Raw genomic sequence first — 21,619 nt, forward strand, 5'->3', positions numbered from 1 at the left:
ATTTTTGCCATAAAAAGTGGCGAAAAAGTGCAGCAACAGTAAAGGATGAAGGGGATGAGGAATAATAATTGTTTGTTTGCTCGCTCATCTTCTCAAAACAAAGTAGAGGAGTTAGTTTAAGACGTTTTGTGCGCCGTGCGTCTGGTCGCTGATATTGTTGATAGCTGAGAACGAATTAACCATTCATGGGATAAGGATTTGGGATCATGGGCAAATTTAGACGCGTACCCGTTGGGATTGTTGGCGCGTCGGATTATGGTGGAGTGCAGTTAGTACGACTACTGATGGATCATCCAGAAGTCGAACTGGTTTATTTAGGCGGTGAGAGCAGTATCGGGAAATCCTTTGGGGATCTCTACCCGCATCTGGCTCATGCAACTAACCTGCTAATAGAAGCGGTAGAACCAGAAATAATTGCTCACCGCTGTGAAGTAGTTTTCCTGTCTTTACCAAATGGTCTGGCTTGCCAAATCGCGCCCAAACTGCTGGAAAAAGGATGTAAAGTACTAGATTTGAGTGCAGACTATCGGTTTAGTAATTTGACAACTTATACAAATTGGTATGGTACACAGAGAAGCGATCGCACAATTGCAGCTACAGCAGTTTATGGATTACCAGAACTTTATCGCGATCGCATTGCCGAAGCTCAACTTATTGGCTGTCCTGGTTCCTATGCCACTGCTAGTCTCCTTGCGCTTTCGCCACTTTTAAAGCAAGGCTTAATCAGACCAGAAACAGCTATTATCGATGCCAAGTCTGGCATATCTAGCAGTGGACGGCAGGCTCAAACCAACTTATTACTAGCTGAAGCAGACAACTCCATAGCAGCTTTCAATGTTGGTTGTCACCGTCATACCCCAGAAATTGAGCAAATTTGCAGTGACTTAGCTGGTCACGAACTTATGATCCAATTTACACCGCACCTTATCCCAATGGTACGCGGTATTTTAGCAACAGTATATGCCACAATGAGCGACCCAGGTCTAGTGCGAGATGACTTAATCACAATTTTCTCAGCCTTCTACCGCAACTCTCCTTGGATAAAAGTTTGCGGTAGCGGCGTTTACCCCCAAACCAAATGGGCTAACGGCAGCAATCTTTGTTATATCGGTGTAGAAGTTGACCCACGTACAGGTCGCGTGATTGTCATGTCAGCAATTGACAATCTAATTAAAGGACAGGCGGGCCAAGCAATTCAGTGTCTGAACCTGATGATGGGCTGGGATGAAACTTTGGGGTTGCCCAAGTTGGGGTTTTATCCTTAATTGGGCATGGGGCATGGGGCAGGGGGAGCAGGGGGAGCAGAGGGAGCAGGGGGAGCAGGGGGAGCAGGGGGAGCAGGGGGAGCAGGGGGGACAAGGAGAATAACCCATGCCCAATGCCCAATGCCCAATGCCCAATGCCCAATGCCCAATGCCCAATCCCCAATCCCCAGTCCCTACTTCGGCCCTAACCCCACAGCACCAGCATAAATGGCGCGATCGCCTAGTTCATCTTCAATTCGCAGCAAGCGATTATATTTTGCTACTCGTTCGCTGCGACACAGAGAACCTGTTTTGATTTGACCAGCACGGGTTGCTACAGCTAAATCAGCGATCGTTGTATCTTCTGTTTCACCAGAACGATGGCTAATTACTGAACGAATACTATTGCGAGTTGCTAAATCAATCGTTTCCAAGGTTTCAGTGAGTGAACCAATTTGATTGAGTTTAATCAAAATGGCATTAGCGGCTTTTTCCTGGATGCCTCTTTGCAAGCGAGTGGCGTTAGTCACAAACAAGTCATCCCCTACCAATTGCACCCGCGAACCTAACTTCTGGGTCAGCAATTGCCAACTTTGCCAATCTTCTTCGTGTAAACCATCCTCAATTGACACAATTGGATATTGGTCAACTAGTTGTCCTAAATAATCAATAAATTCAGCCGGGGCGTGAGGTTTACTATCGTAAACATATTGACCATTCTTGTAAAACTCGCTAGCCGCCACATCTAACGCCAAGGCTACTTGTTCTCCTGGTTTGTAACCAGCTTTCTTAATCGCAGCAACCAACAATTCCAAAGCCACTTGATTAGATTCTAGGTTAGGGGCAAAGCCGCCTTCATCGCCGACACCAGTAAGCAAACCCTTTTCATCTAACACCTGGCTGAGGGTAGCAAACACTTCTGCACCCCAGCGCAACGCTTCTCGGAAGGAAGTTGCGCCAATTGGGACAATCATAAACTCTTGAAAATCCACGTTATTTGAGGCGTGGGCGCCACCGTTAATCACGTTCATCAACGGCACTGGGAGCAAATTCGCTAAAGGGCCACCCAAATAGCGATATAGAGGAATTTCTAGAGACTCAGCACCAGCTTTAGCTGCTGCAAGGGAAACTGCTAAAATCGCATTAGCTCCCAAATTTTTTTTGTTAGCAGAACCATCTATAGCGATCATTGTGCGGTCTAGCAGTTCTTGGTTGAGGGTATCCAAGCCTAACAATTTTGGTGCAAGTGCTTCTTTGACGTTTTTTACTGCCTTGAGTACGCCTTTGCCCCCATAACGGCTTTTATCACCATCACGCAGTTCGTGAGCCTCAAAAGTGCCAGTAGAAGCACCACTAGGAACTTGCGCCAATCCTACAACACCGTTGGCTAAATGCACTTCGGCTTCAATTGTCGGTCTACCGCGTGAATCAAGAATTTCACGGGCTGCGATCGCCTCAATGGCAGTATCTAGAAATTTACTCATCTGTACTTTATCCTTTATTCGAGTGTGTTACGCATCCAGTCCAGTTGCCTAACCCAATCGCTAGCATAGGCGGTTAAGAGACTTTCTCAGCTGAGATTAAAGAAGATTTCCATTATCGGGATAGTGAGCAATGCCAAGAATGGATAATTGTTTATCCTGTCCTTTCTGCTTTTAATTCTTTCTGTAACGGCATTTTTCCCTTAAGACTTTGAGCTAGGTAAAATGTTTGCAGAGAATAACACTAAATCAATTACAGAGAAAAGGTCAATATGCGATTACTACACACAATGCTGCGGGTGGGCAACCTTGAAGAATCCTTAAAGTTCTACTGTGAAATTCTAGGAATGAAACTGCTGCGCCGAAAAGATTATCCGGGGGGAGAATTTACCCTGGCTTTTGTTGGCTATGGCGACGAAAGCGACAACTCGGTGATCGAACTAACCTACAACTGGGGTGTGGAAAAGTACGAATTAGGTAATGCTTACGGTCACATTGCCCTTGGCGTTGATGATATTTACGCTACGTGTGAAGAAATTCGCAATCAGGGCGGTAAACTCGTGCGCGAACCAGGGACGATGAAACACGGTTCGACGGTAATTGCCTTTGTGGAAGATCCAGATGGGTATAAAATTGAACTTATTCAACTGGGAACTCAAGGTTCAGGAGTCAAACAGGAATCACAAGAGCAACTTGTGAGTCAGTAATTTTTATCAGGGATTTCCAAAAAATTAATTATCCGGTAGTGGAATGTCATTTATTTAAGCTGGATTCAGATCCTCGACTTCTTCAAAAAGCTAGGAATCTGGGCAGCAACTTGTGCTTAAGAGCCATAGGAAAATCCACACAGATGTCTTAAAAAGTTGAGCTAGAGAGAGATTGATTTTTCCCGCGCACTGTTGTCTCGTGTCAGTAAACCCAGAAGACGCACGAGACTTTTCCCTTTTTTAAGCGGGTTAGGGGATCTTCTTTACGTAAATCCTATTAGTATTACCCCAATACTGCCCTTGATGAGCAACACTAAGTAGCGGCGCCGGAATAGCCCGTCGTAGATATCGCTCCAATAATACCATTGAGGAAAGTCTGCTCATAACAGTGTTTTCGTTTTAAATTAGGAAATAGGCAATGGATTAAACTATCATCAATTGCCAATCCCAAATTGCCACCAAAGATACACGCGGATATACGCTGAGAATGTTTGGATAATTATCTGGGTATTAAGGAGTAAGGTTACAATCACTCCCAACTCCCTACTACCTTTAATAATCCCCAATCCTTAAACTAAAAATCCAAATTCCAAAATTTTAAAGATGCAACCTACAGATCCAAATAAATTTACTGATAAAGCCTGGGAAGCAATTGTTAAATCTCAGGATATAGTCCGTGCTTATCAACAACAGCAACTAGATGTTGAACATTTAATTATTGCCCTGTTAGAAGAACCCACTAGTCTAGCAATACGTATCCTGGCTCGATCTGAGGTCGATCCAATCCGCTTGCAGCAGCAGCTAGAAGCTTTTACCCAACGTCAGCCGAAAGTTGGTAAAAGTGATCAGCTTTATCTTAGCCGTAGTTTAGATGTTTTACTAGACCGAGCTGAGGAAGCTAGAGCCAGGATGAAAGACTCCTACATTTCTGTGGAACACATACTTTTGGCCTTTGCTGAAGACGATCGCATTGGGCGAAAGATGCTCAAAGGCTTTAATGCGGATGCACCTAAACTTGAAGCTACGATCAAAACTATTCGCGGTAGCCAAAAGGTGACAGATCAAACCCCAGAATCCCGCTATGAAGCCTTACAAAAATTTGGCAGAGATTTGACAGAACAGGCAAAAGCGGGAAAACTCGACCCAGTAATTGGGCGGGATGACGAAATTCGACGAGTAATTCAAGTATTGTCTCGTCGTAGCAAAAATAACCCCGTACTGATTGGTGAACCTGGAGTAGGTAAAACAGCGATCGCCGAAGCATTAGCACAACGGATGGTAAACGGTGATGTTCCGGAATCTTTGAAAAACCGTCAACTCATCTCTTTAGACATCGGTAGTTTAATTGCTGGGGCAAAATTGCGAGGAGAATTTGAAGAACGCCTGAAAGCTGTCCTCAAAGAAGTTACAGAATCTAACGGTCAAATTGTCTTGTTTATTGACGAACTACATACCGTAGTCGGTACAGGTTCTAGCCAACAAGGGGCAATGGATGCTGGAAATTTACTCAAACCGATGCTGGCGCGGGGAGAACTGCGTTGCATTGGTGCTACTACCCTCGACGAGTTCCGCAAACACATTGAGAAAGACGCTGCCCTAGAACGCCGCTTTCAGCAAGTATTTGTCGATCAGCCAACTGTGGAAAATACTATTTCCATACTGCGGGGGTTGAAAGAACGCTATGAAGTGCATCACAACGTCAAAATTTCTGATTCGGCTTTGGTAGCAGCAGCAACACTGTCAGCGCGTTATATTAGCGATCGCTTCTTACCAGACAAAGCCATTGACTTAGTAGATGAAGCAGCAGCACAGTTGAAAATGGAGATTACCTCCAAACCAGCTGAATTGGAAACAATTGATCGCCGCTTAATGCAGTTAGAAATGGAAAAGCTATCATTAGCTGGCGAAGAAAAGGGTACTCTCCAAACAAAAGAACGTTTGCAGCGAATTGAGCAAGAAATCGCCAATTTGACGGAAAAACAGCAAACATTTAATGAGCAATGGCAAGGTGAAAAGCAGCTATTAGAGGCTATAAGCGCCTTAAAGAAAGAAGAAGATGCGCTGCGAGTGCAAATTGAACAGGCGGAACGCGCCTACGATCTAAATAAAGCTGCCCAACTGAAGTATGGCAAATTGGAGGGAGTGCAGCATGAGCGCGAAGCCAAAGAAGCGAGCCTTTTAGAAATTCAAAACCAAGGTTCCACCTTGCTGCGAGAACAAGTCACCGAAGCCGATATTGCCGAAATCGTCGCCAAGTGGACAGGAATCCCCGTCAATCGCTTGTTGGAATCGGAACGACAAAAATTACTGCAATTAGAAAGTCATTTGCATCAACGAGTCATTGGGCAAGAAGAGGCTGTAGAAGCAGTAGCAGCCGCAATTCGCCGCGCCCGTGCGGGGATGAAAGATCCCTCTCGTCCCATTGGTTCATTTTTGTTCATGGGCCCTACAGGCGTGGGTAAAACCGAACTCGCCCGTGCTTTAGCTCAGTTTCTCTTTGATTCTGATGATGCATTGGTGCGCTTGGATATGTCTGAGTATATGGAAAAACACTCAGTTTCTCGCTTAGTGGGTGCGCCTCCAGGATACATAGGATATGAAGAAGGCGGTCAACTTTCCGAGGCAATTCGTCGCCGTCCTTACTCAGTGGTGCTGTTGGATGAAGTGGAAAAGGCGCACGCCGATGTGTTCAATATTTTATTGCAGGTGTTGGATGATGGGAGAGTTACTGACTCTCAAGGAAGGACGGTAGATTTTCGTAATACCGTCATTGTGATGACCAGTAACATTGGTAGTGAACATATCTTGGATATATCTGGTGATGATTCCAAGTATGAAACGATGCGAAAGCGGGTAATGGATGCTTTGCGATCGCATTTCCGTCCAGAATTTCTCACCCGCCTTGATGATATTATTCTCTTCCATGCCCTCAGTCGCACCGAAATGCGGCATATCATCCGTATTCAACTCAAGCGAGTAGAAAATCTCTTGCGCGAGCAAAAAATCTTTTTTGAGATATCCCAATCTGCCTGCGATCACCTTGTCGAATCAGGCTATGACCCAGTTTACGGTGCTCGCCCACTCAAACGGGCAATTCAGCGAGAAGTAGAAAACCCCCTCGCCACCAAGTTATTGGAAAATACTTTTATTTCTGGAGACACGATTATTATTGACAAAAATGAGAACGGTCTGTCTTTTAGCAAAAAAATGCTGGTGAAGGTGACAGTACCACAGATTGCTACATAGCACCTGACGTCTCCCCTTCAATCAACGGGACATACCCAAAGGGCTGTAGGGAGAAGACTAAACTGGCTTCGATACACAAACAAAGTCTAAGAATAATTGAGGGTTTGAAACCCACGGAGGTGGTTAAACTCCGTATAGTTGCGGTTTATAATCACCTTTTTAACCTTAATGTGACTGCGTGTTGCATCTATAATGCCTAGTAGCTTTTGCCACAGAGTACTAATTTTTCGTACCTTGTGGCAGAAGCTTGATTGCCTTTAAAGGTGGTAGTGGGATTTAGGCCAAGGTGTACTAGTAAGTAATTAGTAATTAATCAAAGCAATGTGAACGACAAGATTCCCGACTTCTTAATTAAAGAAGTCGGGAATCTAAGCCGCACATCTGATTATTTTGCATCTTACTGATATCTTTTCTTTAACAAATGGGTATTATAAGCCTACTCTGCTGACAACATCTTCATAAATTTGTCTTCAAATAAAACACATTTACGCAAATATACTGTGAAGTAATGCTCTTATTATTTATCAAACTTAAACTAAATAATTCTGAAAAAATCAGTGTTTACCGGATAAAATGAACAATTTATAAATGATATAACTTTAATAAAATATCTTTTGTAACAGCTATTTTATTTGGAAGTTAGTAAAGCCAAATGTAGTAGTTAGATAAATATCCTCTCATTTAATGCCTGTAAAAACACTTGATAGGCATAAGTGAAAACTTTGACAAAATAGAAAATCCGCTATAGTCCACTTGACCAGGAAGCAGCTATGTCTCGAAAACGTCAGCTATTCAAGGTAATTAAAAAAACCTTCAGACAAATTAGCAAGCAGTTTTTTTCTGCAATTAATAAGCAAATTATTTGGCTTTTGCGAGCTATTTCTGGTACTCAAAAAAGACGCGGCTCGGTTAACTCTGGCTTTGTATTGCCAACAGTGGCGATGGTAGTTTTGGTAGTTGTACTGTTAACAACTGCAATTTTATTTCGGTCTTTTGAACGTTCTAAAAATGCTAGTAACGTCCGCGTAAATGAAGCGACAATGCAAGCCGCCACCCCTGCCTTAGACAGAGCTAAAGCCAAAATAACTGCATTATTTGCTGACCCGACTCTACCACGCTCTGTCCCATCAAATCTAACCCTATACAATACCTTAATTAATAAACTTTCTATCTATACATTTGGTGATGAAACTCCTATAACCCTGGCTTATAACCTTAATAAAAGTACTTCAACTCCGATGATTGAAGCAGGTAGTAGTATAGCTTTAGAAAATCAAGAAAACATACAAACAGCCTGGAAATTTCCTGCCGATACAGATAATAATGGTAAATTTGATAGCTTTATTCTCTATGGTATCTACTTCCGTACTCCCCCCCAAAGTGGTACAACCCAAACCAGAAGTAGAAGCCCACTAGATGCTAGAACCCCTCCTATGCTACCAGCTAAGGCAGGTGGAGCTTGTGACATAGCTGGTGATACTAGTGCTAGCTTAGTAGGTAGTTCGGGTTGGTATAAGCTACCAACTGGCGAATTGAAAAAAAGCTTTTTCGTTTATGCAGTAACAGTTCCCATTAGTGATATTGCTCAAGCTACTTCTCTTGATACAACCAAATATGAGAAGTATCGAGGTAATAAGGGCTTCTCCGCATTAGAAATGCAACAAGATCGTAATCAAGTTCCTATTACTAATAATGCCGTTGTCTATGAAGATGACTTAGATATTACACCAGGACCGAGATTCCGTCTCAATGGACGCATCTTTACCAACAGTAACTTATTTACTGCTAAAACTAGTCAAGATATAACCCTATTTCAGGTCAGTAGTAGGTATTCATGTTACTACGAACGAGAAAATAGCAAGATAGTTGTTGGCGGTAATATTGCAATTAGTAGCCCAATAAGTACAAGTAATACAGGTGGAACATACGTAGATTTATTTGTAGAAAATGGTGCGCCTACTACAAATAAAACTTTAGCATCTACTAATAAAACTACTTCAAATAACTCGAATGACATTGCCTATAACACTCAGGCTTATGCTCAACGCATAGACTTATTAGTGAACGCACAATTACCTAATACTGATCCTCAAGAAATCCAAACTAATATAAATAATCGGCTTCTAAGCGATCCAAGCTTGGATGCGACTAAAGTACGTAAGGAAGAATTGGGAAATTGGTTCCGTAAACGTACTAGACGTGTACCATTTAAAGAAGTTCCTTATGGTACTTCTGGTATTGAAAAATCTGCTGGTGTCGATTACACCACAGCAGATGCAGCAACTTTTATGAAAGGTTCTGTTAATACGCTACGTCCAATGGATGCGTGGATTTATCCAACAGATACTAATACAACACTAACACTAAATACAGCGCAACTACCTACTAGAGATCCAGACATTGTAGATAATACTCCCGTAACAGAAACAGAGTTAGGCGATCGCATCGTAGTAGGCAACAATCTGCCTCAACTTATATGGGACAGCACAAAAGGAGATTTTGTCGGAGAGGATACTCCCCAAGCCATCACTCCTGCGGTGAAGTGGACAAGTAGCACTACCCAAAATCGTACTCGTAGCACTCACGTCAGCCAGTTATCAGATTTAGGGGTAACTGGACGTGATGGTTTTTGGGAAATTTCAGCAGCTTCACCGCGAACTAATATCCTTGATGTTGTCGGTGGACTGAGGGTGATTACGGGGGCAGGAGTATATAGACCTACAGGCTCTGGACTTACACCTACTCGTCCAACTCCAACAGGAAAACCTGCTCTGCTTGATGATCCAAGCACTTCAGCAGTTAACGAAACTGGTGGTACAGTAGTCTGGCCTGATACGATGCCTATGCTTGTACCCGATCCGACCGATCCTCTGAATGCAAGTAAACAAAAACGTGGTGATTTAGTAATGCGTGCCACTGTAGTGTATCACTACAATTTTGATTCCTACAATCCTCAAGCGACTACACCAGACAATTATCAAACACCCATAGCCTGTGTAAGTAGCTACTACAACCCTACCAATCAGGCAACAGCAACTACAAACACCTACAATCCCCTTAATTTGACAACAGTAGCAGCATCTAACAATGGGATTGTTTACGCTGCTCCCGCTACTACATCTGCTGGCATAACTAGAGGACAAGCAGTAGATAGCAATAGTTTTTTAACACTTGGGACTAACGCTGATGATGTGACTAACACTAGTATAACTTTGCTAGATCGCTTGAAATATCAAGCCAACTTGGTATTTCCCAATGGCCGCCTTGTGAATCCTTTACTACGACAAGCACTGGCAAAAGCAACTACCAGTAACCTCACTCTCTCTGAGCAATCAGCAATTGACTCTACTATCTGTGCAATACAGATTGCTGATGGCACTCTGGCTCGGAGTACTACCTACATTCCTGATGGTGCAATCAAAGAAATTACATTTCTTGATGCCCGACAAATTAAAGCTATAGATAAAGGTGGTACATTAACTGGAAACTACAATCTAGAAGTTGAACAGCGTCAGCCTCTTGAAATTCGTGCTACTACCATAAATTTAGGTCTGCTTCGCGCACAAGCAATCGGTGCTGCATCGGATAACGAATATCTATTACCCAATAGCGGCATTATTTATGCCTCTCGTGATGATGCTCAAAAAGATCGCAGTAACCCAACTAGTGAAAATGTCAGCGCTAGTGACTACAATCTCGATCCAGAACGGCGACCCAACGCCATTATGTTGATTAATGGCAGTAACTTGAGTCGCCAGACTAATTACAGACCTGAAGAAAAAGGCTTGATTTTAGCAACTGAGCTACCAGTGTATGTTAAAGGTGATTTTAATCTGCACACTAAACAAGAATTCAAAACCCCTGATCTTTTACCTGCTCCCAGTGATAGTACTTACGATACTAAATTTTATACTCGTGCTGCGGCAAATCGCGATCCTGATTTTGCTTGTCGGCCGAATGACTCTAGACTACCTAATTGCACAACAGGCGAAACTTGGCGACCAGCATCAGTAATTGCCGATGCTGTTACCTTGCTCTCTGGTAACTTCCGTGAAGGTTTCCGCAATGAGGGTGATTACGATTTACGAAATAACCAAGGCAGCGATCCTAACGTTGTACTCAGCCGACTAAAGGTAGGTTTCTGGAATAACAACTTCGTCACTTCATCTAATTTCCCGACTAACTCTGGTGGTGATGCCTACTATCAAGGTACTCCCACTGCTAGCGACTCAGTAAATAATAATAGTTCTTACTTGAACAACTTCGTCACACCCATTCAACGCCGAGGATCTTTCCCAGAGTATGTAATGGAAATGTGCTTCAAAATACCAGTTTCAGAGTGTCAACCAAGTGACTGGTATGTGGGTTTAGATAGCAATCCTGCTACAACCCATACTTTTGATCTAAACACAGAAATCCTAAAAAGGTCTAGTGATGTAGTTGGTGCAGATCCTAACAGACTTTTAGCTGGTACAACTGCGCGATCGCCAAGGGCTGATTTTGCTCAATTTGCTCGTAGGGTTGCGTTCAAACGGAAATATAATGTAGCAACGACTAATGCTGATTTTGCGAAGCTTGTTGATATTCTTAATAATGCCATAGATTATACTAGTGCTACTCCTATTCCACTAGGTATTAAATCAGGTGTAGTAAGAGAATTGCCGCTAAATAGCATACTTGGTGTGCTAGACCCGCTTAGCATACCTGACATCGCGACTAATGCTCTATGGTTTGCAACCACAACAAATATTATTTCTATTAGCCCACCACCGTCAACCATGAGCGAGATCAAATACAACAACAGTAATCGTGTATTTTACAGATACCCCAAACTACCGGCTTCTGGTTCGCTTAGAGATTTTCCTGGAGCCACAGACGCGTCACTATTCAGCGCTACACCCAGCAGAGATGCGTCATACCAGCCGCTATTTGAACCTATATTGCAATTACAACTAACAACCGCAACAGCAACAGCATCTGAGACTAGAAATTACGCCGCTTTAGCAGGATCATCTAGTGTCGTTAAAAACACTAGATGGTTGTCTCAGGCAAGTCAAACAAATTTTAATCTAGTAGTTGCTGCTGGTGATACTCCGGCTCGTGTGGGTACAAGTATTTACGAAATCAATGGGGGTTTGCATAACTTTGTGCGGTTCTTAGAAAACTGGGATGGGATTGATGCCAATATCAACGGTTCATTCATCCAATTTAAACGCAGTATCTATGCTACTGCACCATTCCAAGCTCTTGTCAGACCAGGACCAACAACTCCTCCTGCAACCACTTCTGACCCTAATGATACTAGTGCTGCTAACCTTTTGAATAATAACAGTATCTTTTACAGACTTCTGAATTCTGCAAGACCTGGTTACACATCAGATAGTACTTACATTACTAATCCTAGTGGTGAAGCGCCTTATTATATGCCTCCTAACCGTAACTGGGGTTTTGATGTGGCTTTACTGGCGCAAAATCCTGACTTGTTTGCCCAGCGCTTTGTAACTCCAGCAGCAGATCCTCCGAATGAATATTTCAGAGAAGTAGGCCGCGATGACCTTTGGGTGAAAACTCTGTTGTGTTCTGTCCAAACTCAAACAGCAGATGGGTTTGAGACTGCCGACACTAGTTACTTTGGCAATGGTTTCAAATTTGCACTACCAGCAACTGAACGTCCTACTAACTGCCAACTCCAACCATCCTAAAGTGTCTGAATGAGAATTTTTACAGCACTTTTTAGGTGAATAGACCACGTTAACAAACCTAGCCCCCTTCCCTAATGGGGAAGAGGGGAAAATTCAAAGCCTCTCCCCTACAAAAGGAGAGGTTTGGAGAGAAATTACAAGTGTATTACACACAATCGCAAATTATTTTAAAACATAGCCTTATTAAGAAATTGAGTATGAACCCACGCCAACTACAAGAATTATCTGCCCAGTCTAACGAGTCTGGTTTTACGATCATTGAGTCGCTTGTGGCGATCCTCGTAGTTGCCATTTTGCTAGTAGCGATCGCACCTGTCCTAGTAATGTCAACAGCAACTCGTGTGCAAGCTAAACGGGTGGAATTGGCAACAGGAGCGGCTAAAGCCTTCATTGATGCTATTAAGTCTAAAACAATCTCAGATCCGACAATCACCGTTACACTAGCTGCTAGCACAAGTAGAAATGTATCCAGTTCAAGCAGTGACTATTTATTGAGTAGTACGTTAGCTCCTACTGCTAGCACTGGTTTGTATTGCTTTAACAAAAATGGCAGCCTTGCTAATCCCGACTGTACTAGCGATTTATTTTACATTCAAGCTATTCGGCTTGCTGTCACAGGTAGCGACGCTGATAAAGGTCAAGGCTATCGTTTGGGAGTTCGGGTATATCGTTCAGATGCTGAATTTGGTTCTTTAACTGCGGGTAGTAATGGAAAAAAAGCAGCAACATTCACAGGGGGACTAGGCGATCGCAAAGCACCACTAGTAGAAATAACAACTGAAATTGTCAGGGGTCAAAGCTCCTATAGCGCTTTGTGCGATCGCCTTGGTGGTTGTCAACCTCCACCATAAAATTAACCCTGTAAACATAAATAATTTCATGACTGAGTATCGGTCATTAAGGAGAATCTGTAGCAAAATGAATATATTGAGGTGGCTGTTAAGTACTCAGCTAAAACCCTCTTACAAGCAAAACAAAAATAGTGGCTTCACCCTGATTGAATTATTGGTGGCTATGCTCATTGCATTTTTAGTAATTACGCCGTTACTAAGTTTTATGATCAGTGTTTTAAACACTGATGGTCAGGAACAAGCCAAAGCGAACTCTGAGCAAGAAATTAAAGCTGCACTAGATTATATTACTCGCGATCTCCAACAAGCGATATATATATATGATGCTACTGGAATTGCTTGTCTAAGCGGTACTGTTGATACTAGTACCGCTAACACTTGCCCAAATGCAAGTACAACTGGGAATCAACTACCTAATGGAACAGATAAAATTCCTGTGCTTGTTTTTTGGAAACGAGAATTATTTAATCAAGCAATTACAATTACAGGCACTCAAAAAGATGATACTTTTGTTTACTCATTAGTTGCCTACTATTTAATTAAAGACACTAATACTACTTGGTCTAACGCTGCACGCATCGCCAGATGGCAAATAAAAGATGGCGTTCCAAATACTGCTGCTACAGTGACTTGCTCTGGATTTGCTGCAACCGAAAAATATCTCCCATGTCCAGATAAAGGTTTTAAACCATTTGACTTGTCACAAAAGGGCATAACATTACAAGCAAAAATGAATAGTTGGGCAGGAGGGGGGACTTACGATCAAGTTCCCGTGGTGTTGGTTGATTTTATAGATCAAACAACAATAGCACAGGGAGCGCCAGCAGCAACATGCTCTACTGGCTTTAGTCAAGTTCCAGTAGCAGCAACTACTGTCAAAACAGGATTCTATGCTTGTATAAATTCAGTTGGCACAGATAATAGAAGTGCTGCGGAAGTTTATTTAAGAGGTAATGCACAAGCTCGTTTAATCCAAGATGAAACTAAAGTACGTTACGCCCAGAATAAATCTAGTTATTTTCCGAGTGCAAACATTAAGGTTCAAGGAAGCAGCTTCATCTTTACTAAATAGCTTCTATCTTTGACAAATATTAATAAAAGCAGGATAGTATGCCGAATATTCCTAGTTTAAGACTATTAAATTATTTCCAGTTGCACAGCCGAGAAACAAAGCTAAAGCAGCAATATTTAGCAAATAGATCCTTTACCGATGGCTACAATCAACAAGATGCTGGATTTAGTCTTATAGAGTTAATAGTAGTACTGCTGTTAGTAGGAATTTTAGCAGCGATCGCAGCTCCTGGTTGGGCTGGCTTTATAAATCGGCAACGGATAAATAAAGTTAACGACGCCGTTTTGGCCGCACTGCAACAAGCACAACGCGAAGCTAAAAACAAAAAACTTAGCTACAGTGTCAGTTTTCAGAGAAATAGCACAACCCAAAATGTAGAGGTTGCTATTTATCGTACTGATGCAGCAACCGCCACATGGACATGGAAACCTTTAGGGGGTGATGTGGGAGCCAATTCTGATAAATTTTTGCTGGGCGGAAATCTTAGTGGAGAAAACATTGCTAATACTACTACTAATTCTCCTGTATCATACCCTTTAAGTACATCAGCAAAAATTACCTTTGACTATATGGGAGTTTTAACTCTGCCAAATAACTTTGGAACAGTCGCAGCAGGTACAGAGCCACCTGGGTTAAAAATAGTGGTAGCTGTACCAAGCTCTGCAAATCCTACATTGGCTAGTAGCGTAAAGCGATGCGTCATTGTGAAAACTCTCTTAGGCTCAATGCTAATAGCAAAAGATGATAAATGCAGTTAGCTCATTTAAATACCAATATTTATTTAAAAATACGTAATATTGCTGTACATAAAACTGCACGTTGATAGCAAAATTGAAACATCATGTGCAGTTTTAATGTTTAATAGGTTTATTTAAGAGCCATTGATAAATTAGCCATTGCCTGAACATAATCAAAAGCGTCATTATCAAAATACACTTTTCGGAAAATGACTGAGAACCTTAACTTTACTGTAGCTATCCCAACTTATAACGGTGAAAGTCGTTTGCCTGAACTACTAGAACGACTACAAAACCAACTTTACACCGAGAATTTATCTTGGGAAATTATAGTTATAGACAATAACAGCACTGATAACACAGCTAAAGTTGTTCAAACCTATCAAAAAGATTGGCGATGCTCTTACCCTTTAAAGTATTGCTTTGAAGCAAAACAAGGTGCAGCTTATGCGCGAAAAAAGGCAGTTTTAGAAGCTAAAGGCAGATTCATAGGTTTTCTAGATGATGACAACTACCCAGTGTCAAATTGGGTAGTCGCAGCTTATGCTTTTGGTGAAAAATATCCCAAAGCGGGAGCTTATGGCAGCCAAATTCACCCAGACTGGGAAGTAGAACCACCGGAAAATTTTAAGAGAATTGCTCCATTCTTAGCAATTACAGAACGCGGTAATCTACCGCTATTATATGAAGCATCTAAAAAATTACTACCCCCCTCTGCCGGACTTGTTGTCCGTAAACAAGCATGGTTAGAAAGTGTACCAGATAAGTCTATTTTAACTGGTAGAATTAAAGGCAATATGCTTACTAGTGAAGATTTAGAAATGTTGTCTTATATCCAAAAATCAGGATGGGAAATCTGGTATAACCCAGAAATGGAAATATCACACAAAATACCAAAATTGCGTTTGCAAAAAGATTATTTGATTCCATTCTTCCGAGGAATTGGACTTAGCCGTTGTGTGACTAGAATGGTAAATATAAAACAAATATATAGACCGTTTGCTCTTTTATCGTATATGATAAATGACTTGCGTAAAATCACGTTACACTTACTCAAATATCGAACTAATCTAAAAAATGATTTGGTAGCTGCTTGCGAAATGGAACTTTTCTTAAGTAGTTTCATTAGTCCTTTTTATCTTTGGAAAAATGGATATTTTAAAAAATAAACTATCAAATTATTAAATATTATGACTAATTTATCAGTTGAGAGTTTAGATATTAGCGTAGCTATACCTGCTTATAACGGAGCAACCCGTTTACCTCAAGTTTTAGATAAGCTATTAATGCAAAGAGGAGTAGAAAACCTTAACTGGGAAATTATTATTGTGGATAACAATAGTTCTGATAACACATTTGAGATAATCCAGAATTACCAAAAAATATATAATGATAAATGTTATGTAAGATATTTTTTAGAAACTAAACAAGGAGCCGCTTTTGCGCGAGTACGAGCAGTACGTGAAGCTAAAAGTCAGGTAATCGCCTTTTTAGATGATGATAACTTACCTGCATCTGATTGGTTAATAGAATCATATAATTTTGGGTTGGAACATCCTCAAGCAGGTGCTTGGAGTGGGCAAATTCATGGTAATTTTGAAGTAAAACCGCCAGAAGAGTTTGAAAGAATCCAAGCTTTTTTAGCTATCAGAGAACATGGAGCAGATCCATATTTGTTTGATGCGGATAATTTAAGACTTCCTCCTGGTGCAGCGCTTGTTGTCCGTAAACAAGCATGGGATGAGAGTGTTCCTAAAGTCCTGCTTCTAAAGGGTAGACTAGGGAAGTCAATGATAGGTGGTGAAGATTTAGAACCATTGTTATATTTATATAAAGCAGGCTGGCAAATTTGGTATAATCCTACCATGCATACTTATCATCAAATACCACATTGGCGACTAGAAAAAGATTACTTAGTAACTCTGGCGCGTGGTTGTGGCTTATGTATTTTCCAGCTCCGCTTGATAAATACTAAAAATTGGCAAAAACCAATAGTGTTTATGAAAACTATTTTAGGGAATTTACGCCGAGCATTAAAACACCTAATTCACTATAGAGGGCAATTTAAAAATAATCTAATTGCTCTTTTTGAGATAGAGTTTTACTTGGCTAGTATGATAAGTCCTCTTTACTACTTAAAATGCCGTCTCAGTAGAGTATTAAAAAACAAATTAGCCCTCTAAAAGCAATGAAAACCAGCAAACCAATACCAAAAATTTCTGTAATCATTCCTACTTGTAACAATGAAAAGACTATTAAGCATACAATTCAATCTGTTTTAAATCAAACTTTTACTGACCTAGAATTAATTGTAATTAATGATGGCTCAGAAGACTCAACTCTAGAAGTTGTGACAAAAATCCAAGACTCAAGAATAAAAGTATTTTCCTATTCCAACGCTGGCGGAAACGTCAGTCGGAACCGAGGACTAGATCATGCAGTTGGAGAATTTGTTAGTTTTTTAGATGCGGATGATCTTTGGACACCTGATAAACTTCAGTCTCAGTTAAAAGCTTTACAAAAAAATGTTACTGCAAAGGTTGCTTATAGTTGGACTGATTATATTGATGAAAATGGTCAATTCTTACTTTCAGGTAAGCGAATTAATGTAAATGGAAATGGTTATGAAAAACTGTTATTAAATAACTTTTTAGAGAATGGTTCCAATCCCTTAATTTATAGAAAAGCTTTAATTACATTAGGTGGCTTTGACGAATCTTTAAAGGCGGCTCAGGATTGGGATATGTGGCTGCGATTAGCCTCTAACTTTGATTTTATATGTGTACCATCTGTACAAATCTTATATCGTATCAGTAGTAATTCAGTTTCTTCCAATCTTGTCAGACAGGAAAAAACCTGCTTGCAAGTGCTTGAGAAAGCGTATAAAGAAAAACCTTCAACACTTAAGCAGAGTTGGAATATAAGCCTAGCAAATTTATATAAGTATCTGACCTGCAAAGCTCTACAAAAGCCATTTAATCGGCAAAAAGGCCTAGCATCTGCTAGATTTCTGTGGAAGTATTTTATTAACGACCCTTCAAGATTTCAAAATATAAATTTCAGCTTAAAATTATTCTTGAAAATCGTCATACTTTTTACTTCGCCCACCTTGCTCTACAGTATAAGAAATCGGCGCGAAGTCAAAAGCCAAAAAGCTGAAACATTGCTCAACATCTGGGTAGCTTAAAATTGACCAGAAAGCAAAAATGTATATTCAAGTGCATTTACGATCTCTAGTTAATGCAAAAAATCTTTGGAATAATTACTCTAACAGTGGTTTTACCTTACCAGAGATGTTAGTAGTTGTTGTATTAGTTGGTATATTAGCTACCATCGGAATACCCAACTGGCTAACTTTTGTAGAGATTCGCCGTCTTAACACTGCCCAAGACAAAGTTTATTATGCTATGCGCCAAGCGCAAAGCCAAGCCACCAAAGATAAATTGACTAAGCAAGCCAGTTTTCGTATAGAAAATGGTGTTGTGCAATGGGCAGTTCATCAAGCAGAAGCAGGACAGTTCATTTCTGATACTGTTAAAAACAATGGTACCCTATGGCATAATCTTGAGCCAAACATTCGTATTGATGAAGAGGAAAACAATAAAGGAAAAAAGGAGACAACTTTACAAAAACATACTTCACAGCAAATGTGGCGAGTTTTATTTAACTATCACGGTTGTCCTATCTCTGAAATTGGAAATCAGTGTACAGTAGGCGGATTAGGACAGATAACCTTCTACAGCTTGAATGGTGGTAAAGCTAGACGTTGTGTCTATGTTTCTACTATTTTGGGGGCTATGCGAACAGGAAAAGATCATCCTAGAGCTAACGAAAACGACAAGTATTGCTATTAATACCAATTCTATGTGAGGCTGCATAGAATTGTAGAATAAAGAGTGGAAAAGAATCAAAACTAAAATTAAACAATGGCACGCCCTTTCAATCTAGAAATATCGGAGAGTGCTGAATATTTGTCCAAAAGTCTTAGCAAGGCTCGGACATCTGCGGAAAAAGAACGATTGCTTGTTCTGTGGTGGATCAAAACAGGACAAGTGACACAGCATCAAGAATTGAGCCGCATATTAGGTAGAGATGGTTCAACCGTAACACGGTGGTTACAAAAGTATCGGCTTGGGGGGCTAGGGAAATTATTAGAGGTGAAAACATCACTCTTGTGCGACTCCCAAGATTACACTAGAAATGCGATCGCGGTTGGAGGAAAAACTAGAATCTCCTCAAGGGTTCGGTAGCTATGGGGAAATTGTAGAATGGCTCAACCAGGAATTTCATGTAGAAGTCAAATATAAGACGGTCTATCGTCTGGTAAGCTATCAACTCCAAGCGAAACTGAAAATACCTCGACCGATGAGTAAACAACTTTCCTGTACAGGCTGTGAGCCTGTTTAAAAAAACATTCCCCACGCCTTTGTCAGCTTGCAAAACCTTTTAGGTCAAGGAAAGCGACTGCGTTATCTGTGTCAGGATGAAACCAGACTTGGGTTGAAAACGGAAACTGGGCGAGTGATTACGGCTTGTGGTGTCAAACCCATAGTCACAGTACAGTGGCCAAGAGAGGCATTCTGGCTATATGGAGTAGTTGAACCATTAACAGGATGGCATTTTTGCCAGGAATATCCTCATTTGGATAGTGAGAATTTTCAGAAATTCCTTGATGTCCTATTCCAAGAACTAGGTAATGATATGGCGCTGATGCAAATGGATCAAGCATCTGCACATCAAGCCTTGAGACTGTCTTGGCCAGAAAATCTCATCCCGATTTTTCAACCTGCTCATAGTCCTCAACTTAATCCAATTGAGCGGTTGTGGCAGTTTATTAAACAACAGTTCAAAGGTGAGAATTTCTCTAATTTACACGAACTGCGCCAACGGGTTGAACACGAGTTAGCTCAAATGTCTTCTCTCGTAATCGCCTCTTTGACAAGTTATGATTTTATCCTCGAAGCTCTATTCTCTGAAGCTTTATTCTATGCATCTTCATAGAGAATTGGTATAAGATATTTTTAGTCGATTTAAGCAAGGTATTGTGTACTGAACTTACCAGCAAACTCAAAACAGCACCTGATTATTTTCACTCGCTATCCAGAAGCAGGCAAGACAAAAACCCGATTGATACCTGTTTTGGGAAATGTTGGTGCTGCCAATCTTCAACGAGAAATGACTGAATATACAATATTTCAGGTTCAAAAATTGCAAAAAGCCATTGACATATCTGTGGAAGTGCGCTTTGCAGGTGGCGATTTGCAACTTATGCAAGACTGGTTGGGGTTGGATTTGGTTTACCAGTCTCAAGGTGAAGGAGATCTAGGTTTGCGGATGGCGCGATCGCTTTTCGATTCCTTGCAATCTGGTGCAGAAAAAGTAATTATCATTGGTACAGATTGTCCTGGAGTGAATGCCCAGATTTTAGCAACAGCTTTTGAGAAGTTACATGCCTTTGACCTCGTACTTGGGCCTGCGCTCGATGGTGGATATTACTTAATTGGTTTGCGCCAACCCATCCCGGAGCTATTCGTTAACATCGAGTGGGGAACTGCTCAAGTATTCCAGAAAACCGTGGATATTGCTCAGAAACTTAATTTATCATACGTGGACTTGTTGCCCTTAGCTGATGTTGACCGACCGGAGGATCTGTCAATTTGGAAACAAGCCCTTACAGGAAAGATGGAGCGATCGCTTTAAGCAATAGAATCAAAGGGGGGTCAATTTAGATAATGCAAGCTAATTGAAAAAGTGTGTAGGCATTACTTTTCCATAAAGATCTGAGCCGATGAGCTTGGGGATGAGAATTAAGAGACAGAAGCAATAAAATCCTGTGGAATATCAGCATTGCTGAAATAGCTCCTTAAAGCTTTTTGAGACTGCTTCAGGTTTAGCAACAATTTCGACAATTTTATTGCGTGCATCGGCTTCAAACAGCGCCTCAACAACAACTTGGGCGACTTTTTGCCTGGGGATGCTACCATCAAACAGTGTATCTGCACTCTGCATCACGATGTGGTCTGAGTTGTCTTCATTCTTCAACCCCCCAGCCCGGACAATCGTATAAGTCAGACCACTTTTCTGAATATACTCTTCAGCTTGTTTTTTCCACAACAAAATTAGCCAAAACAAGTTCAGCGGATGGAAAAGCCGGGAAGTAGACAAAGAAGAAACTAAGATAAGATGCTCAATTCCCTTTGCCTTAGCAGCATCTACTAAATTTTTAGTCCCTTCAAAGTCCACTTTATAGGGACCAGTGGGGTCAAAGCTAGGTTTTGCTCCAGTCGCAATCAACACAACTGTGCTATCTCCCAACGCAGCAGTTAAACTTTCTGGTTGTAACACATCGCCCACCAATAATTCGGCTTCAGGAGACAGAATACCCCTAGCTTTCTCTATATCCCGCACTAAGGCTCGAACGGGAATATTCCGCGCAATCAATTCTTGCACAATCCGCCGACCTGTTTCACCAGTTGCCCCTGCTACAAATGCTTTCATGATAAATGCTATCCTGAGAAACTATTGTGTGCTTGTTCAGTTCTTTATTTTAGTAATTCTATGGAGTCGATCGCAGATTAA

Annotated in this window: 17 protein-coding genes; 15 read left to right on the forward strand and 2 right to left on the reverse strand. The window is 41.2% G+C overall.

From position 1 onward, the window contains the following. The first annotated feature begins 206 nt into the window (after positions 1-206). Together argC and V7K56_RS31740 are read left to right on the forward strand one after the other, a co-directional pair. Positions 207-1,265, forward strand: a complete 1,059-nt coding sequence (gene argC, locus V7K56_RS31735) for an N-acetyl-gamma-glutamyl-phosphate reductase (protein ID WP_334917247.1) — start codon at positions 207-209, stop codon at positions 1,263-1,265. A 6-nt stretch (positions 1,266-1,271) separates the two neighbouring features. Then, positions 1,272-1,472, forward strand: a complete 201-nt coding sequence (locus V7K56_RS31740) for a hypothetical protein (RefSeq protein WP_334917249.1) — start codon at positions 1,272-1,274, stop codon at positions 1,470-1,472. Here the strand turns inward: V7K56_RS31740 and eno are convergent. After that, positions 1,439-2,728 carry a phosphopyruvate hydratase gene (gene eno / locus V7K56_RS31745; protein WP_334917251.1) on the reverse strand — a complete coding sequence of 430 codons (1,290 nt, stop codon included), beginning with the start codon at positions 2,726-2,728 and terminating at the stop codon, positions 1,439-1,441. The two genes, V7K56_RS31740 and eno, sit on opposite strands and share 34 nt — an antisense overlap. A 269-nt stretch (positions 2,729-2,997) precedes the next feature. On the opposite strand from eno, the gene gloA reads away from it, so the two are divergent. From gloA to V7K56_RS31810, 13 genes are all read left to right on the forward strand, one after another. Then, the gene (gene gloA / locus V7K56_RS31750; RefSeq protein WP_334917253.1) at positions 2,998-3,432 is read left to right on the forward strand and encodes a lactoylglutathione lyase; all 435 of its coding nucleotides are present in this window, start codon (positions 2,998-3,000) and stop codon (positions 3,430-3,432) included. Between the two features lie 603 nt (positions 3,433-4,035). After that, on the forward strand, positions 4,036-6,678 hold the full coding sequence (gene clpB / locus V7K56_RS31755) for an ATP-dependent chaperone ClpB (protein WP_334917255.1): 2,643 nt from the start codon (positions 4,036-4,038) through the stop codon (positions 6,676-6,678). A gap of 770 nt (positions 6,679-7,448) precedes the next feature. Beyond that, a complete protein-coding gene (gene hpsA / locus V7K56_RS31760; RefSeq protein ID WP_334917257.1) occupies positions 7,449-12,380 on the forward strand; it encodes a hormogonium polysaccharide biosynthesis protein HpsA in 4,932 nt (1,643 codons plus the stop codon). Positions 12,381-12,577: 197 nt separating this feature from the next. Beyond that, a complete protein-coding gene (gene hpsB, locus V7K56_RS31765; RefSeq protein WP_334917259.1) occupies positions 12,578-13,231 on the forward strand; it encodes a hormogonium polysaccharide secretion pseudopilin HpsB in 654 nt (217 codons plus the stop codon). 67 nt (positions 13,232-13,298) lie between these two features. Then, on the forward strand, positions 13,299-14,303 hold the full coding sequence (gene hpsC, locus V7K56_RS31770) for a hormogonium polysaccharide secretion pseudopilin HpsC (RefSeq protein WP_334917261.1): 1,005 nt from the start codon (positions 13,299-13,301) through the stop codon (positions 14,301-14,303). Between the two features lie 38 nt (positions 14,304-14,341). Further along, positions 14,342-15,061 carry a prepilin-type N-terminal cleavage/methylation domain-containing protein gene (locus V7K56_RS31775; RefSeq protein ID WP_334917263.1) on the forward strand — a complete coding sequence of 240 codons (720 nt, stop codon included), beginning with the start codon at positions 14,342-14,344 and terminating at the stop codon, positions 15,059-15,061. A 188-nt stretch (positions 15,062-15,249) separates the two neighbouring features. After that, entirely contained in the window at positions 15,250-16,209 is a 960-nt protein-coding gene (gene hpsE / locus V7K56_RS31780) for a hormogonium polysaccharide biosynthesis glycosyltransferase HpsE (protein ID WP_334917265.1), read from the forward strand. Between the two features lie 21 nt (positions 16,210-16,230). Next, positions 16,231-17,223: a hormogonium polysaccharide biosynthesis glycosyltransferase HpsE gene (gene hpsE / locus V7K56_RS31785; RefSeq protein ID WP_334917267.1), complete on the forward strand. Its 993-nt coding sequence runs from the start codon at positions 16,231-16,233 to the stop codon at positions 17,221-17,223. A 5-nt stretch (positions 17,224-17,228) separates the two neighbouring features. Further along, entirely contained in the window at positions 17,229-18,227 is a 999-nt protein-coding gene (locus V7K56_RS31790; RefSeq protein WP_334917269.1) for a glycosyltransferase, read from the forward strand. 19 nt (positions 18,228-18,246) lie between these two features. Then, entirely contained in the window at positions 18,247-18,894 is a 648-nt protein-coding gene (locus tag V7K56_RS31795) for a pilus assembly FimT family protein (RefSeq protein ID WP_334917271.1), read from the forward strand. A gap of 72 nt (positions 18,895-18,966) precedes the next feature. Further along, positions 18,967-19,290 carry a hypothetical protein gene (locus V7K56_RS31800; RefSeq protein WP_334917273.1) on the forward strand — a complete coding sequence of 108 codons (324 nt, stop codon included), beginning with the start codon at positions 18,967-18,969 and terminating at the stop codon, positions 19,288-19,290. A 184-nt stretch (positions 19,291-19,474) separates the two neighbouring features. Next, positions 19,475-20,041 (forward strand): IS630 family transposase, encoded by a 567-nt coding sequence (locus tag V7K56_RS31805; RefSeq protein ID WP_334917275.1) that lies wholly within the window; start codon positions 19,475-19,477, stop codon positions 20,039-20,041. 48 nt (positions 20,042-20,089) lie between these two features. After that, entirely contained in the window at positions 20,090-20,740 is a 651-nt protein-coding gene (locus V7K56_RS31810) for a TIGR04282 family arsenosugar biosynthesis glycosyltransferase (RefSeq protein WP_334917360.1), read from the forward strand. A gap of 141 nt (positions 20,741-20,881) precedes the next feature. Here the strand turns inward: V7K56_RS31810 and V7K56_RS31815 are convergent, their stop codons facing one another. Further along, on the reverse strand, positions 20,882-21,538 hold the full coding sequence (locus tag V7K56_RS31815) for an NAD(P)H-binding protein (protein WP_334917277.1): 657 nt from the start codon (positions 21,536-21,538) through the stop codon (positions 20,882-20,884). Positions 21,539-21,619 lie beyond the last annotated feature (81 nt).

Origin of the sequence: Nostoc sp., from assembly GCF_036917535.1 — a bacterium.
GTDB lineage: Bacteria > Cyanobacteriota > Cyanobacteriia > Cyanobacteriales > Nostocaceae > Nostoc.

What these genes read in the sequence shown, in the direction of transcription:
- argC (WP_334917247.1), top strand. Translation starts at nt 207, where the DNA reads ATGGGCAAATTTAGACGCGTACCCGTTGGGATTGTTGGCGCGTCGGAT.
- V7K56_RS31740 (WP_334917249.1), top strand. Translation starts at nt 1,272, where the DNA reads ATGGGGCATGGGGCAGGGGGAGCAGGGGGAGCAGAGGGAGCAGGGGGA.
- eno (WP_334917251.1), bottom strand. Translation starts at nt 2,728, where the DNA reads ATGAGTAAATTTCTAGATACTGCCATTGAGGCGATCGCAGCCCGTGAA.
- gloA (WP_334917253.1), top strand. Translation starts at nt 2,998, where the DNA reads ATGCGATTACTACACACAATGCTGCGGGTGGGCAACCTTGAAGAATCC.
- clpB (WP_334917255.1), top strand. Translation starts at nt 4,036, where the DNA reads ATGCAACCTACAGATCCAAATAAATTTACTGATAAAGCCTGGGAAGCA.
- hpsA (WP_334917257.1), top strand. Translation starts at nt 7,449, where the DNA reads ATGTCTCGAAAACGTCAGCTATTCAAGGTAATTAAAAAAACCTTCAGA.
- hpsB (WP_334917259.1), top strand. Translation starts at nt 12,578, where the DNA reads ATGAACCCACGCCAACTACAAGAATTATCTGCCCAGTCTAACGAGTCT.
- hpsC (WP_334917261.1), top strand. Translation starts at nt 13,299, where the DNA reads ATGAATATATTGAGGTGGCTGTTAAGTACTCAGCTAAAACCCTCTTAC.
- V7K56_RS31775 (WP_334917263.1), top strand. Translation starts at nt 14,342, where the DNA reads ATGCCGAATATTCCTAGTTTAAGACTATTAAATTATTTCCAGTTGCAC.
- hpsE (WP_334917265.1), top strand. Translation starts at nt 15,250, where the DNA reads ATGACTGAGAACCTTAACTTTACTGTAGCTATCCCAACTTATAACGGT.
- hpsE (WP_334917267.1), top strand. Translation starts at nt 16,231, where the DNA reads ATGACTAATTTATCAGTTGAGAGTTTAGATATTAGCGTAGCTATACCT.
- V7K56_RS31790 (WP_334917269.1), top strand. Translation starts at nt 17,229, where the DNA reads ATGAAAACCAGCAAACCAATACCAAAAATTTCTGTAATCATTCCTACT.
- V7K56_RS31795 (WP_334917271.1), top strand. Translation starts at nt 18,247, where the DNA reads ATGTATATTCAAGTGCATTTACGATCTCTAGTTAATGCAAAAAATCTT.
- V7K56_RS31800 (WP_334917273.1), top strand. Translation starts at nt 18,967, where the DNA reads ATGGCACGCCCTTTCAATCTAGAAATATCGGAGAGTGCTGAATATTTG.
- V7K56_RS31815 (WP_334917277.1), bottom strand. Translation starts at nt 21,538, where the DNA reads ATGAAAGCATTTGTAGCAGGGGCAACTGGTGAAACAGGTCGGCGGATT.